This is a genomic window from Brevundimonas aurifodinae, assembly GCF_040195595.1.
Lineage (GTDB): Bacteria > Pseudomonadota > Alphaproteobacteria > Caulobacterales > Caulobacteraceae > Brevundimonas > Brevundimonas aurifodinae.
This window is the reverse complement of the sequence record NZ_JBEGDD010000009.1, coordinates 113,608-127,096: the sequence shown is the minus strand read 5'-3', so window position 1 is coordinate 127,096 and position 13,489 is coordinate 113,608. Positions and strand designations below refer to the sequence as shown.

Sequence of the window (13,489 nt, the reverse complement as noted above, 5' to 3'; positions counted from 1 at the left end):
TGCTTCGGCGTCGCCGCCGCGCTTGTCTCGTCCGACGCTGTTCGAGGAAACGCCATGCTGAGCCTGCTGATCGCCCTTTCGTTCTTGCCCGCGCAGACCGCCGTGACCGAAGCCGACTACCGCGAGGCGGTGGGGTGCTCGGCCGTCGCCCGCGTCGCCGAGTCCTGGGCCGGCGGCAGCGACAGCCTGGGCGAGCGGATGCTGGCTGAGGGTTACAAGACCACGGCCGACCGCCTGAACGGCTTCGCCTTCCAGTTCGGCGAATACGGCGGCCTGACGGACGAAGAGATCGAGGCCGACATCGACGCGGCTCGCGGCGAGGCGAACCAGGCGGTGATGGCCAGCACGACCCCGGCCGAGTTCCGCACCTCCAAGGCCGAGCTGTTCCAGGCGGCGGACGTCTGCGCCCAGACCCTGATGCGGTTCAGCGCCGGGGGTTGATCAGGCCGCGTCGCGCCAGGCGGTGAGACCGGCGATCGCTCGCTCGCTCATCAACCGCTTCTTGGCCCGACCGCGATCCTTGGGCGGGATGCGGTTGCCCTCGCCGTCCTGTCGCGGAGCCTCCATCGGGGGCAGAAGTCCATAGTTGACGTTCATCGGGGAAAACCGCGCCCCCTCAAGGTGGCCGCCGGTGATGTGCTCGACCAGGGCGCCGATGGCGGTATGGGCGGGCGGGGCCTCCAGCGTCTGGCCCAGCCGTTCGGCGGCGGCGAGACGACCGGCGAGCAGGCCGGTGGCGGCGCTCTCGACATAGCCTTCGACCCCCGTGACCTGACCGGCGAAGCGCAGGCGCGGCATCGGCTTCAGCCGCAACTGGCGATCCAGCAGGCGCGGGCTGTTCAGATAGGTGTTCCTGTGGAGGCCGCCCAGCCGCGCGAACTGGGCGTTCTGCAAGCCCGGGATCATCCGGAACACCTCGGCCTGGGCCCCGTGCTTCAGCTTGGTCTGGAAGCCGACCATGTTGAACAATGTGCCCAGCGCATTGTCCTGACGCAGCTGGACGATGGCGTGCGCCTTGACCGTGGGGTCGCGCGGATTGGTCAGGCCGACGGGCTTCATCGGGCCGTGCCTCAGGGTCTCGCGGCCGCGCTCGGCCATGACCTCGATAGGCAGGCAGCCGTCGAAATAGGGGACGTTCTCCCACTCCTTGAACTCGGCCTTGGGACCGGTCAGCAGGGCGTCGATGAAGGCATCGTAGGTGGCCTTGTCCATCGGGCAGTTGACGTAGGCGGCGGCGTCGCCTCCGGGGCCCTCCTTGTCGTAACGCGACTGACGCCAGGCGACGTCGAAGTCGATCGTCTCGGCGTGGACGATGGGGGCGATGGCGTCGAAGAACGACAGGCTCTCCTCGCCGGTCAGCGTCAGGACGGCCTCGGCCAGGGCCGGAGAGGTCAGAGGGCCGGTGGCGACGATGACGTTGTCCCAATCCTCCGGCGGCAGGCCCGCGATCTCCTCGCGCACGAGAGTGACCAGCGGGTGGGCCAGCAGGCGCGCGGTGACGGCGGCGGAGAAGCCCTCGCGGTCGACGGCGAGAGCCCCACCGGCCGGGACCTGGTTGGCGTCGCCGCAAGCCATGATGACGGAATCGAGCGCCCGCATTTCGGCGTGCAGCAGGCCGACGGCGTTGTACTGCCAGTCGTCGGACCGGAAGGAGTTGGAGCAGACCAGCTCGGCCAGCCCGTCGGTGTGATGGGCGTCGGTCGTGACCCCCGGACGCCGCATCTCATGCAGGATCACGGGCACGCCCGCCTGGGCGATCTGCCAGGCGGCCTCGGAGCCGGCGAGGCCGCCGCCGACGACGTGGATGGGGGCGAGGGACGTGGGGGAGGGCGTGGACATGCGGCTTTCTAGCCACGCGAGGACGGTTCGTCAGCCGCAGTCTGTCAGGCGCGGCGTCGCAGGGCTATAAGAGCCGCCACGCTCAGCGAGGGGGCTTGATGAGCCACAGGGATGTCGGAAGCCGGCGGCTGAACCTTCAGCGTGCGCTGGGTGATGCGGTCGCCGCCATGCCCCGCCTGTGGGCGGGTGCGGTCGCGGCCTTGCTGGCGCTGGCCGGCGTGTGCCTGGTTCCCGTCTTGCTGCCGGTGCCCGATGATCTGTCAGGCATCGCTCCCGGCGTGGCGACGGTCCTGGCCCTCGTCGCAACCGGGGCTCTGGCACGGCTTTCGATCACGCCGGACCTGAAGGGCGCGCGGGCGCTGGGCCTGGGGCCCGGGGGGCTGCAGTTCAAATGGCCGGAGCTGAGACTGGTGGGCGCGGCCCTGCTGTGCCTGATCTTTCTGGCCATGATCGTGTCGATCCTGGGTCTGGTGGTGCTGGCCATCTTCGGCGGCGCGGAACTGGACGTCGCCGCGATCCAGGCGCGGGATTGGGCGGCGGTGGGCGCGCCGTGGAAGCTGGCTGTGCTGGCCGTCGTCGGGATCGGGGCCGTGGTGGTGCCGCTGGTCCTGCTGGTGCGGCTGTCGCTGTTCGTGCCCGCGACGCTGGGTCGGCGACAGATGGTGTCGCTGAACAGCATGGGCATCGCCTACGGCAGCTTCTGGGCCCTTCTGGGCGGGCTGATCGTGACGTCGGCACCGGCGATCGCCTTGCTGGGTCTGATCGGGGGTGGGGCACTGACCGGTGCGGTGGCCAGTGTCGTCTGGGTCGCCGGCGTGGTCGGGGTGCAGTTGCCGGTCACGCTGGCGTTCCTGGGGGCGGCCTATCGCCAGCTGGAGTATTGGTCGCCCGAGGAGGCGTCGGCATGAGGCCCGGGTTTTCGATCGGGGACGCGGTCGGCGCACCCTTCCGTCTAGCGTTCAAACGGCCGCTGGCGACCCTGGCCTGGGGACTGGTCCTCATGGTGCCGTCGGTCGTGGCCATCTGGGCATTCGCCCCTTTCGTCATCCAGGCACTGGAGACGGGCGACGCCGGAGTGCTGGCCGCCGAGGGCGCGGTCAGCGACTTCGAGAGCCTCAGCCAATACATGGCGTTTCAGGCGTGGAGCGGGCTGTCGAACATTCTGGGGCTGCTGGCGACCCTGCTGGTCACGACCGCAGTGATCCGGGCGGCCACGGCCGGTCGGCGCGGGGACAGCGCGGCGTTCCTGAGGTTCAGCCGGGACGAGTTCCACGTCGCGGTGATCGGTATCGCCATCGTGGTGGGGACTGTGGTGGTCTGGATGCTGATCGGCGGCCTGATCCTGGGGTTCGCGGTGGCGGCGGGGGTGTCCGGTGGACAGATGAACTGGGCGGCCCTGGTCGCCGTCGGCATCGGCCTGATCGGGGTGTTCGCGACCCTGGTGATCTGGGGCCGGTTGTCGCTGATCGCGCCGGCCGCGGTCATCCTGAAGTCCCTGGCCTTCGACGAGGGCTGGAAGGCCGGCCGGGGGCAGACGGGGCGTCTGTTTCTGCTGATGCTGATCCTGCTCGCCGTGACCCTGCTGATCGGGCTGTTCGTGTTCATGCTCCTGCTGATCGCGGCGGTGGCGATGGGGGCCGGACTGGCCAGCATGGGCGATCCGGGCGACTGGGACGACGCGGCGGTGGAGGCCTGGATGCTGGCCCAACTGCGAAATCCCTGGCCGATGCTGGGGATCGGGGCGGTGCTGTTGCCCGTGGTGGCCTGGCTCGCGGGCTTCTCGCAGGCGCTGTGGACCGCGCCGTTCGCGGTGGCGGCCGACGGATTGGTCCAGCGGTCCGATCCGGCCGGGGCTGACGACGACACCGCCGCCCGATAGGGTCGCGCCCAACAACCAGAGGATTCGCCATGCGCTTTTCAGCCACCGAGGCCGCGTTCGAAGGGTTCCGGATCGTGCGGAGGAATCCGCTGGCCATCGTCTTCTGGGGCCTGGCCTATGTGGTGTTCTTCGTCGCCTTCTTCGCCCTGGTGGGCGGGCAGCTGGCGGGGGTGATCGCCCAGGCCGAGGCGCTCCAGGGCGGCGAGCCGGACGTGTCGGACCTGCAGGCTCTGGGTCAGAGCTATTTCACCATCCTGGGGCTGGGCGCGCCGTTGGGCCTGCTGCTCAGCGCCGTGCTGAGCGCGGGCGTCGCGCGGGCGGTGCTGAACCCGTCTCAGAAGGCGTTCGGCTACCTTCGGCTGGGGCCCGACGAGCTGCGGGTGCTGGCCGTCAATCTGATCCTGTCGATCGCCTTGGGTGTGGGTTTCTTCGTTCTGGCCATGATCGTCGGCGTGGCCGCGGGCGTGGTGGCGCAGGGAAATCAGGGCGCGGGTGTGCTGGTCGGGGTGTTGCTCGGGCTCGCCTTCGCCGTGCTCGCCATCTGGATCGCGGTTCGCCTGTCGCTCGCCGTGCCGCTGACCATGGCCGAGAAACGGATCGCGCCGTTCGCCTCGTTCGGCGTGACCAAGGGGCATTTCTGGCCACTGCTCGGCATGGCGGTGATCGCCTTCATCATGTCGATCCTGGTCAGCCTGCTGGGCAGCGTGATCGCCCTGCCGATCATGATGTTCACCGGCGGCGGTCTGGCGCAGTTGGCCGGGCTGGAGGGTCAGTCGACGGCCGCGATTCTGCAGACCGCCGGTCCCGGCCTGCTGGCCTGGGGCGTGGTCAATGCGATCGTCTCGGCCTTGCAGCTGGCGGTGCTGTATGCCCCGTTCGCCGCCGCCTATCGCGACATCAAGGGGCCGCCGCACGCGTGACGGTCAGGCGCTGACAGTCTTCTTGGCCGGCTTGGCCTTGGCCTGAGGCAGGCCGGCGACGCGCGCCCTGCGGCGCGTCTCGTGGCGATCCAGCACCTCCTTCAGGTATTTTCCGGTCCAGCTGCGCGGGTTTTCGGCAACCTGTTCGGGCGTGCCCAGGGCGACGATCTCGCCCCCGCCGTCGCCGCCCTCGGGACCGAAGTCCAGCAGGTAGTCGGCGACCTTGATGACATCCAGATTGTGTTCGATCACGACGATGGTGTTGCCGCTCTCGACCAGCTCCTGAAGCACCTCCAGAAGCTTGCGGGTGTCCTCGAAATGCAGGCCGGTGGTTGGTTCGTCGAGGATGTAGAGGGTCTTGCCGGTTGCCCGCTTGGACAGTTCCTTGGACAGTTTGACCCGCTGGGCCTCGCCGCCCGACAGGGTCGTGGCCGACTGGCCGACCTTGACGTAGTCGAGGCCGACGCGGCTGAGGGTCAGCATCTTGTCGCGGATCGGCGGCACGGCCTTGAAGAACTGACCCGCCTCCTCGACCGTCATGTCCAGCACGTCCGAGATCGACTTGCCCTTGAACACGATCTCCAGCGTCTCTCGGTTGTAGCGCTTGCCCTTGCAGACGTCGCAGGTGACGTAGACGTCGGGCAGGAAGTGCATCTCGATCTTGATCAGCCCGTCGCCCTGACAGGCCTCGCACCGCCCGCCCTTGACGTTGAAGCTGAAGCGGCCGGGGCCATAGCCGCGCGCCTTGGACTCCGGCAGTCCGGCGTACCAGTCGCGAATCGGGCCGAAGGCGCCGGTGTAGGTGGCGGGATTGGACCGGGGCGTCCGGCCGATCGGCGACTGGTCGATGTCGATGACCTTGTCGAAATGCTCCAGCCCCTCGATCCGGTCGAAGGGGGCGGGGGCGTCGGACGCGTTGTGCAGCCGGCGCGCGGCGGCCTTGTACAGGGTCTCGATCGTGAAGGTCGACTTGCCGCCGCCCGACACCCCCGTGACGCAGGTGAACAGGCCGACGGGAATCTCGCCCGTGACGCCCTTCAGGTTGTTGCCCGTCGCGCCGCTGATCTTCAGCATCTTCTTGCGGTTGACGGGGCGGCGGCCCTCGGGCGGCAGTTCGATCTCGCGTTCGCCGCTCAGGTATTTGCCGGTCAGGGATCTGGGGTTGGCCAGGACCTCGGCGGGCGTTCCTTGCGCGCAGATTTCCCCGCCGTGAACGCCTGCGGCCGGGCCCATGTCGATGACGTAGTCGGCGGTCAGGATCGCCTCTTCGTCATGCTCGACGACCAGGACGGAGTTGCCGAGGTCGCGCAGGCCCCGCAGGCTGTCCAGCAGGCGGGAGTTGTCGCGCTGGTGCAGGCCGATCGAGGGCTCGTCCAGCACATAGAGGACGCCGGTCAGGCCCGAACCGATCTGCGAGGCCAGGCGGATGCGCTGGCTTTCGCCGCCCGACAGGGTGCCCGAGGATCGCGCCAGGCTGAGGTAGTCCAGGCCGACGTTGTTCAGGAAGCGCAGCCGGTCGGTGATCTCCTTGAGGATGCGACGACCGATTTCCAGCTGTTTGGCGGTCAGCCGCTCCTCCAGCGTCGAGACCCAGAGGAAGGCCTTGGAGATCGACAGCATGTTGATCTCGGAGATGTCCGAGCCGTCGACCTTGACCGCCAGGGCCTCGGGCTTCAGCCGCTTGCCGCCACAGGCCTCGCACGGCGTCTCGGCCTGGAACCGGCCCAGTTCCTCGCGGACCCAGGCGCTGTCGGTCTCGCGCCAGCGGCGGTCGAGGTTGGGGATGACCCCCTCGAACGGCTTGGAGACCTCGTACTTCCGGGCGTTGTCGTCATAGACGAACTTGATCTTCTCGGTGCCCGTGCCGTGCAGGATGACGCGGTGCGCCTGTTCCGGCAGCTCGCGCCAGGGCTTGTCCATCGAGAACCCGTAGTGCCGGGCGAGCGCCTGCAGCGTCTGGGTGTAGAGGGGCGAGGGGCCACGCGACCATGGGGCGACGGCCCCCTTGTGCAGGGCCTTGTCGCGGTCGGGGATGACCAGGTCGGCGTCGAACGCCAGCTTGACCCCCAGGCCGTCGCACACCGGGCAGGCGCCGAAGGGGTTGTTGAAGCTGAACAGCCGGGGCTCGATCTCCGAGATCGTGAAGCCGGAGACCGGACAGGCGAACTTCTCGGAGAAGACGATGCGCCGCGGCTCCTCGCCCTCCGGCGCGGACGCCCACTCCGCCGTGGCGATGCCGTCCGCCAGATTGAGGGCCGTCTGGATCGAGTCGGCATAGCGCGGCTCCAGCCCGGCCTTGGTGACCAGGCGGTCCACGACGATGTCGATGTCGTGCTTGAACTTCTTGTCCAGGGTCGGCGCGTCCTCGATGGCGTAGAATTCGCCGTCGATCTTGAGACGCTGATAGCCCTGGCGCTGCCAGTCGGCGATCTCCTTGCGATACTCGCCCTTCCTGCCCCGGACGACGGGGGCCAGCAGCAGGATGCGTTCGCCGTCGGGCAGGGCGGACAGCTTGTCGACCATCTGGCTGACGGTCTGGCTCTCGATCGGCAGGCCGGTGGCGGGCGAATAGGGCACGCCGACCCGAGCCCACAGCAGGCGCATGTAGTCGTGGATCTCGGTGACCGTGCCGACGGTCGAGCGGGGGTTCTTCGACGTCGTCTTCTGCTCGATCGAGATGGCGGGCGACAGGCCCTCGATCAGATCTACGTCGGGTTTGCCCATCAACTCCAGGAACTGGCGGGCGTAGGCGCTCAGGCTCTCGACATAGCGCCGCTGGCCCTCGGCGTAGATGGTGTCGAACGCCAGCGAGGATTTGCCCGAGCCCGACAGGCCGGTCATGACCACCAGCTTCTCGCGCGGGATGTCGACGTCCACGCCCTTGAGGTTGTGCTCGCGCGCGCCGCGCACGCGGATGAAGTTGTGCTTTTCGGTCATGGAGTCCGGGAAAACGCGAGAGAGCCGGACGGGTGTCCGGGGCAGCATCGCTATATGGGGACCAAGCCCGCCGATTCAGCAAGAACAATGTGGGAACATTGCGGCGCTGTTGCCACGCCCTGTCAGCAGGAAGGCACCATCAGGCCGTGCGATTCAGAGTGACCGCGCGGCTGTCGCCGGCATAGGCCTGGCCGCCTGAGCCATAACCCGTTCCAAGCGCGCGGGCGCCGGCGACTTCCTGGGCGATGGCGCGGACAAGGCCTTCGGAGATGCTGCGCGCGGCCTCGACTGTGCGGGCGTGGATGGCCAGGGCGGCCTCGAACGCCTCGGTGGCGCGGATCAGGGCGGTGCGGTCGGCCGCGGGGGCAGCAGAGATCAGGCCGGGGTTGGCCTTCACCTGGGCAGTTTCGCGGCGATAGGCGTTGGCCAGTTCCTGCGTCTCTGCCAGATCTGCGGCGACGTCCTGGGGGCGACGGGAGGCGAAGGCGTCGGTCTCTCGTTCCAGACGCGCCGTCAGTCGATCGGTCAGATCGGTGAGGCGACGCAGATAGGCGGCGGCGGTGGTCGGGTCCTGGGTCATGGGAGGGTCTGGGCGCTCTGCTGCGACTGCATGCGGATCATCTCGGCCATGACGGTGTCGGCCAGGCCGACGCCCCCGGACTGGACCGTCTTCTTGGCCATCTCGTCGATCAGGAAGCTGCGCCAGGTCGCCTCGGCTTCGCCGCCGCCGAACAGGCCGTCGGTCTGAAGGCCCTCGAACATCGGCTTCAGCATCTGGGACAGGAAAGAGGCCTCGAACCGCTCGGCCGTCTCACGCATGCGGCGGGCATCCGTGGTGGAGGGCGCGGTGGGGTTGGGCGCAAGCAGGGACGGGGAAACGGCGAGGTCGCTCATCAGATCACCTCGATATCGGCTTGCAGCGCGCCCGCCGCCTTGATGGCCTGCAGGATGGAGATCATGTCGCGCGGCGAGACACCCAGGGCGTTCAGGCCGTTGACCAGGGTGGACAGCGAGGTCGAGCCGTCGACCAGCCGGATCTCGCGGCCCAGCTCCTCTTCGACGGTCACGTCGGACTGGGGGACGACCACGGTCTCGCCCTGGCTGAAGGGGGCGGGCTGGCTGACCTGGGGGTTCTCCTGGACGGAGATGGTCAGATTGCCCTGGGCGATCGCCACGGTGGAGATGCGGACGTTCTCGCCCATGACGATGACGCCGTTGACCTCGTCGATGATGACCCGGGCGGGGGTGTCGACGGCGACGGGCATGTTCTCGACCCGGCTGATGAAGCCGGCCATGCCCAGCGCGGGCGGCGGGCGCAGGGTCACGACCGAGCCGTTCTCGGCCAGCGCCGTCGACGGATAGGTGGCGTTGATGGCGGCGGCGATCCGCTGGGCCGTGGTGAAGTCGGGATTGCGCAGCGTCAGGCGGACTTCCTGCAGGCTGTCGAGATTGAAGCCGGTCTCGCGCTCGACCGTGGCGCCCGAGGCGATCCGTCCCGCCGTCGGCACGCCGCGCGTGACCGAGGAGCCGGAGCCACCGGAGCCAGAGACCGAGCCCGTCTGGATCGACCCTTGCGCCACCGCATAGACCTCGCCGTCCGCGCCCTGGAGGCTGGTGACCAGCAGGGTCCCGCCCAGCAGGCTCTTGGCGTCGCACAGGCTGGATACCGTCACGTCCACCCGGGCGCCGGGTGTGGCGAAGGGCGGCAGTTCGGCGGTCACCATGATGGCGGCCAGGTTCTTGGAGTTGGCGTTGGCGCCCCGGATGTTGACGCCCAGACGCTCGGTCATGCCTTCCAGCGACTGACGGGTGAAGGGGCAGTTGCGCAGGCTGTCGCCCGTTCCGTTCAGACCGACGACCAGCCCATAGCCCACCAGCTGGTTGGTGCGGACGCCCTCGATCGAGGCGATGTCCTTGATGCGCGACTGGGCCACCGCCGGGCCCGCGAGGGCGACCGACAAGGCGAGAGGCGCGAGGAGGGCGGTAAGCAACTTCTGCATGGACCAGCTTTCGAGCGAGGTTCTGGGCCCCCCGATGCAGAGATCGTGCCGGGCGAAAACTCGAGCGTTATCAAGGAGCCGATCTTTCCGGTGGTCGGGGCACCGGCAAATCCTGCCCAGGCATTAACCAAACGGTGACGGTCATCCGGCGATGGTGAGCCATGCTCCGGAGTTCCCTGACATGAAGGTCACCGGCCCCTACGGACCCGGCCCGGCGACGCCCGGTCGGCCTGCGCGCGCCTCTGGCGGGTTCGCCGTCGGACAGGCCTCCGCGACCGGCGGGACGGCCCCGGCCCAGTCGGCCGCGCCGGCCTCGGGCGTGTCGGACGTCTCGTCCCTGATGGCGCTTCAGGGCGTCGAGAGCGCGACGGAGCGGCGGCGTCGGGCGATCCGTCGCGGCGGAGGTCTTCTGGATCGGCTGGAGGAGTTGAAGCTGGCCCTGCTGTCGGGCGAGACCGGCGAGGCGTCGCTGGAGCGGCTCTCGCGCTCCCTGCGCGAGGAACGGCCGGAAGACGCCGATCCGGTCCTGACCGGGGTGCTGGAGCAGATCGATCTGCGGGCCGCCGTCGAACTGGCCAAGGCCGAAGTTCGCCGCAGCGCAGCATAGGCCCCGGATTCCACAGACCTATCCCCGGATCGTCGAACCGGGTGATGAAGAAATGTCACGCTTTCGTCTGTAACAGAGCTTGGCCGCGATCACGGACGCGAGATGCGTGTTGCCGCGACTCTCCCACCTGCCTATACGCCGGGTTGCGCCACGGGGGGCGCTGTTGAGAGTGTGAGTGCGATGACCGCATTGGCCTCGATCCCATCGGACGAACCGGCCGGCTATCGGCCGTCGGACGACGAGCCGTTCATGAACGAGCGGCAGCTCGCCTATTTCAAGGGAAAGCTGCTGGCCTGGAAGGACGAGATCCTCCGCGAGTCCAAGGGCACCGTCGTCAACCTGAAGGCCGAGACGGAGAACCATCCGGACCTGGTCGATCGGGCCTCATCGGAGTCCGACCGCGCGCTGGAGCTGCGCACCCGCGACCGGCAGCGCAAGCTGATCTCCAAGATCGACGACGCCCTGCGCCGGATCGAGGACGGCTCCTACGGTTACTGCGAGGACACCGGTGAGCCGATCGGCCTCGGCCGTCTCGAAGCCCGTCCGACCGCCACCCTGTCGGTCGAGGCCCAGGAACGCCACGAGCGCCGCGAGCGCGTTCACCGCGACGACTGATCGATCAGATCAGCGCTTCCGGCGGCAGAGCGGCCTTCCACGCCTTGAACGAGACCCGCGTGGGCGGGATCACCTTGCCGCTCGCCAGCTCGACGACCAGAGGGCCGATCTCCGACGGGTGCGGGACGGTCTCGGGATCCTCGCCCGGATAGGCCTGGGCGCGCATCTGGGTGCGCATCCGGCCGGGGTCCAGCACGCTGACGCGAATGGGGGTGTTCTCGATCTCGTCGCCCCAAGACAGGATCATCGCCTCGGCACCGGCCTTGGTCGCGGCATAGAGCCCCCAGAAGGCCTTGGGCTCGCGCGCCAGACTGGTGGTCAGGTGAATCACACGCCCGGCGTCGGACAGACGCAACAGCGGCTCCAGCGACCGGATCAGGCGATAGGTGGCGGTGAAGTTGGTCTTCTCGATCTTGGCGAAGCCGCGCGGGTCGATGTGGCTGACCGGCGTCAAGCCCTGCGCGCCCAGGGTCGCGGCGGCGTGCACCCAGACGTCCAGCCTGCCGAACCGCTGGAAGATCGCCCCGCCCAGGCGGTCGATACCGCCGCCGTCGACCAGATCAAACGGCACCAGCGTCGCGTGGCGGCCGGTGGCGGCATAGACGGCGTCGTCCAGCTCCTCGAGCGCACCCTGGGTCCGGCCGGTCGCGACGATGTGGGCTCCTGCTAGAGCCAGGGCGAGGGCGCTGTGATAGCCGATGCCGCGCGAGGCACCGGTCACGAGGGCGATGCGGTCTTCGAGGGGCAGGGTGTCGTTGGTCATGGCGCCTGATAGCGCGTGCCGCCCCGCTTCGCCATGCGGTCAGGCGTAGCCGGGAGCCGGCTGCCACAGGCCGAAGCTGACGCCCTGATCGTCCGAGACCACGGCCGAGCGACCGGAAGGGCTGTCGGACGGCACGGCGGCGCGGCCCCCCAGTTCGTTCACCCGGGCGCAGGCGGCGTCGACGTCGGCGACCTGGAAGTACAGATGCGAGAAATCGCGCTTCTCGCCGCGCACGATGCCGAACGTCACCGACCCGTCGGCCTCGGTGACATGGGCATAGGTCGACTTCGAGGAGTGGGCATCGAAGGTCCAGCCGAACAGCCCGGAATAGAAGGCTTTGGCCTTTGTCAGGTCCGGGGTGTCCAGGGTGAAATAGCCGAGGCGGTTTTCCATCGAGGGATCAAGCGCTGACCAGCAGGGAAAGTTGCCGGTTGGTCAGTTCGCGGCCGCCCTCTTCGATCTCGCGATCAAGCAGGCGGGTCGGATAGTCGCCGGTGAAATAGTGGTCGGTGAACTGGGGCGCGGAGGCGTCGCGGCCGGTCTCGCCCATGGCGCGGTACAGGCCTTCGACCGAGAGGAAGCCGAGCGAGTCGACCTCGAGGAAGGCGCGCATCTCTTCCATCGTCTTGTTGGCCGCGATCAGCTGGTCGCGCTCGGGCATGTCGATGCCGTAGAAGTCGGGCCACAGGATCGGCGGGCTGGCCGAGCGCAGGTGGACCTCGCTCGCCCCCGCCGCGCGGACGGCGCGGACCAGCTTCACCGAGGTGGTGCCGCGCACGATGGAATCGTCGATCAGGACGACGCGCTTGCCCTCCAGCACCGACCGATTGGGGCTGTGCTTCATGCGCACGCCCAGCTGGCGGGCGCCCTGGCTGGGCTGGATGAAGGTGCGGCCCAGATAGTGGCTGCGGATGATGCCCATCTCGTAGGGGATGCCGCTCTCGTGGGCATAGCCCAGCGCCGCCGGGACGCCCGAGTCGGGCACGGGCACGACCACGTCGGCCTGGATCGGATGCTCCTGGGCCAGGCCGTGGCCCATGCGCTTGCGCACGCCATAGACCGAGCGGCCGTTCACGACGCTGTCGGGGCGCGAGAAGTAGACGTATTCGAACAGGCAGGGACGGGCGGCGCGGGCGGGGAAGGGCTTCAAGGAGGTCAGGCCGTCCTCGTCGATCACCACCACCTCGCCGTGCTCGACGTCGCGCAAGAAGGTGGCTCCGATCTGGTCCAGGGCGCAGGTCTCGGACGCCAGGACGTGGGCGGTCCCCAGCTTGCCCAGCACCAGCGGTCGGATGCCGAGCGGATCGCGCGCGCCGATCATCTTCTTGGGCGTCTGGGCGACCAGGGCGTAGCCGCCCTCGATGCGGGCCAGGGCGTCGATGAAGCGGTCGACGATGCGCGCCTTCCGCGACCGCGCGATCAGGTGGAGGATGACCTCGGAATCCGACGTCGACTGGAAGATCGACCCCTCGGCGACCAGCTGGTTCCGCAGGAACAGGAAGTTGGTCAGGTTGCCGTTGTGGGCGATGGCGATGCCGCCCGTGTCCAGATCGGCGAACATCGGCTGGATGTTGCGCAGGAAGCTGCCGCCAGCGGTCGAGTAGCGGGTGTGGCCGACGGCGGCATGGCCGGGCATGCGCTTGGGCAGGTCCGATCCGCCGAACGCCTCGCCCACATGGCCCATATGGCGTTCGGTGTGGAAGCGATCGACGTTGACCGAGGCGATGCCGCAGGCCTCCTGGCCGCGATGCTGAAGCGCGTGCAGGCCCAGGGCGACGATGGAGGAGCCCTCGTCCTTTTCGCCCCCCCACACGCCACAGACGCCGCACTCCAGGCGCGGGCGGTCGTCATCGGCGTCGCGATGGTGTTCGCGATGCACGACGGGGGCGGAGATGGCGTGGTCCAGCTTGATCATCGTGGCGGCTCCGA

Annotated in this window: 14 protein-coding genes; 6 read left to right on the top strand and 8 right to left on the bottom strand. The window is 68.7% G+C overall.

The window, feature by feature from the left end; all coding sequences use genetic code 11:
* The first annotated feature begins 54 nt into the window (after positions 1-54).
* Complete coding sequence (locus ABN401_RS11820) at positions 55-441, top strand: hypothetical protein (RefSeq protein WP_349685052.1); 387 nt, start codon at positions 55-57, stop codon at positions 439-441.
* On the opposite strand, the gene trmFO is transcribed toward ABN401_RS11820, so the two are convergent.
* Positions 442-1,839, bottom strand: coding sequence for a methylenetetrahydrofolate--tRNA-(uracil(54)-C(5))-methyltransferase (FADH(2)-oxidizing) TrmFO (gene trmFO / locus ABN401_RS11815; RefSeq protein WP_349685051.1), 1,398 nt, complete (start codon positions 1,837-1,839; stop codon positions 442-444).
* Positions 1,840-1,937: 98 nt separating this feature from the next.
* Between trmFO and ABN401_RS11810 the strand changes: the two genes are divergently transcribed.
* Genes ABN401_RS11810 through ABN401_RS11800 form a run of 3 tightly spaced genes read left to right on the top strand, consistent with a single transcriptional unit; the run spans position 1,938 to position 4,638 of the window.
* Entirely contained in the window at positions 1,938-2,747 is an 810-nt protein-coding gene (locus ABN401_RS11810) for a hypothetical protein (protein ID WP_349685050.1), read from the top strand.
* A complete protein-coding gene (locus ABN401_RS11805; protein WP_349685049.1) occupies positions 2,744-3,718 on the top strand; it encodes a hypothetical protein in 975 nt (324 codons plus the stop codon). The genes ABN401_RS11810 and ABN401_RS11805 overlap by 4 nt, the downstream gene beginning before the upstream one ends.
* 29 nt (positions 3,719-3,747) lie before the next feature.
* On the top strand, positions 3,748-4,638 hold the full coding sequence (locus ABN401_RS11800; protein WP_349685048.1) for a hypothetical protein: 891 nt from the start codon (positions 3,748-3,750) through the stop codon (positions 4,636-4,638).
* A 3-nt stretch (positions 4,639-4,641) separates the two neighbouring features.
* Here the strand turns inward: ABN401_RS11800 and uvrA are convergent, their stop codons facing one another.
* The 4 genes from uvrA to ABN401_RS11780 form a co-directional block, all read right to left on the bottom strand.
* Positions 4,642-7,575: an excinuclease ABC subunit UvrA gene (gene uvrA, locus ABN401_RS11795; protein ID WP_349685047.1), complete on the bottom strand. Its 2,934-nt coding sequence runs from the start codon at positions 7,573-7,575 to the stop codon at positions 4,642-4,644.
* A 139-nt stretch (positions 7,576-7,714) separates the two neighbouring features.
* Positions 7,715-8,155, bottom strand: coding sequence for a flagellar basal-body protein FlbY (locus ABN401_RS11790; protein ID WP_349685046.1), 441 nt, complete (start codon positions 8,153-8,155; stop codon positions 7,715-7,717).
* Entirely contained in the window at positions 8,152-8,469 is a 318-nt protein-coding gene (locus ABN401_RS11785) for a rod-binding protein (RefSeq protein ID WP_349685045.1), read from the bottom strand. Before ABN401_RS11785 ends, ABN401_RS11790 begins: the two co-directional genes overlap by 4 nt.
* A complete protein-coding gene (locus ABN401_RS11780) occupies positions 8,469-9,575 on the bottom strand; it encodes a flagellar basal body P-ring protein FlgI (RefSeq protein ID WP_349685044.1) in 1,107 nt (368 codons plus the stop codon). The genes ABN401_RS11785 and ABN401_RS11780 overlap by 1 nt, the downstream gene beginning before the upstream one ends.
* Before the next feature lie 181 nt (positions 9,576-9,756).
* Here ABN401_RS11780 and ABN401_RS11775 point away from each other — a divergent pair, with 181 nt between their 5' ends.
* Together ABN401_RS11775 and dksA are read left to right on the top strand one after the other, a co-directional pair.
* Positions 9,757-10,182, top strand: coding sequence for a flagellar assembly protein FliX (locus ABN401_RS11775; protein ID WP_349685043.1), 426 nt, complete (start codon positions 9,757-9,759; stop codon positions 10,180-10,182).
* Between the two features lie 180 nt (positions 10,183-10,362).
* A complete protein-coding gene (dksA, locus tag ABN401_RS11770; protein ID WP_349685042.1) occupies positions 10,363-10,797 on the top strand; it encodes an RNA polymerase-binding protein DksA in 435 nt (144 codons plus the stop codon).
* A gap of 4 nt (positions 10,798-10,801) precedes the next feature.
* On the opposite strand, the gene ABN401_RS11765 is transcribed toward dksA, so the two are convergent.
* Genes ABN401_RS11765 through purF form a run of 3 tightly spaced genes read right to left on the bottom strand, consistent with a single transcriptional unit; the run spans position 10,802 to position 13,475 of the window.
* Complete coding sequence (locus ABN401_RS11765; RefSeq protein ID WP_349685041.1) at positions 10,802-11,560, bottom strand: SDR family NAD(P)-dependent oxidoreductase; 759 nt, start codon at positions 11,558-11,560, stop codon at positions 10,802-10,804.
* A 39-nt stretch (positions 11,561-11,599) separates the two neighbouring features.
* Positions 11,600-11,953 carry a VOC family protein gene (locus ABN401_RS11760; RefSeq protein ID WP_349685040.1) on the bottom strand — a complete coding sequence of 118 codons (354 nt, stop codon included), beginning with the start codon at positions 11,951-11,953 and terminating at the stop codon, positions 11,600-11,602.
* Between the two features lie 7 nt (positions 11,954-11,960).
* Positions 11,961-13,475 (bottom strand): amidophosphoribosyltransferase, encoded by a 1,515-nt coding sequence (purF, locus tag ABN401_RS11755; RefSeq protein ID WP_349685039.1) that lies wholly within the window; start codon positions 13,473-13,475, stop codon positions 11,961-11,963.
* Positions 13,476-13,489: the final 14 nt, after the last annotated feature.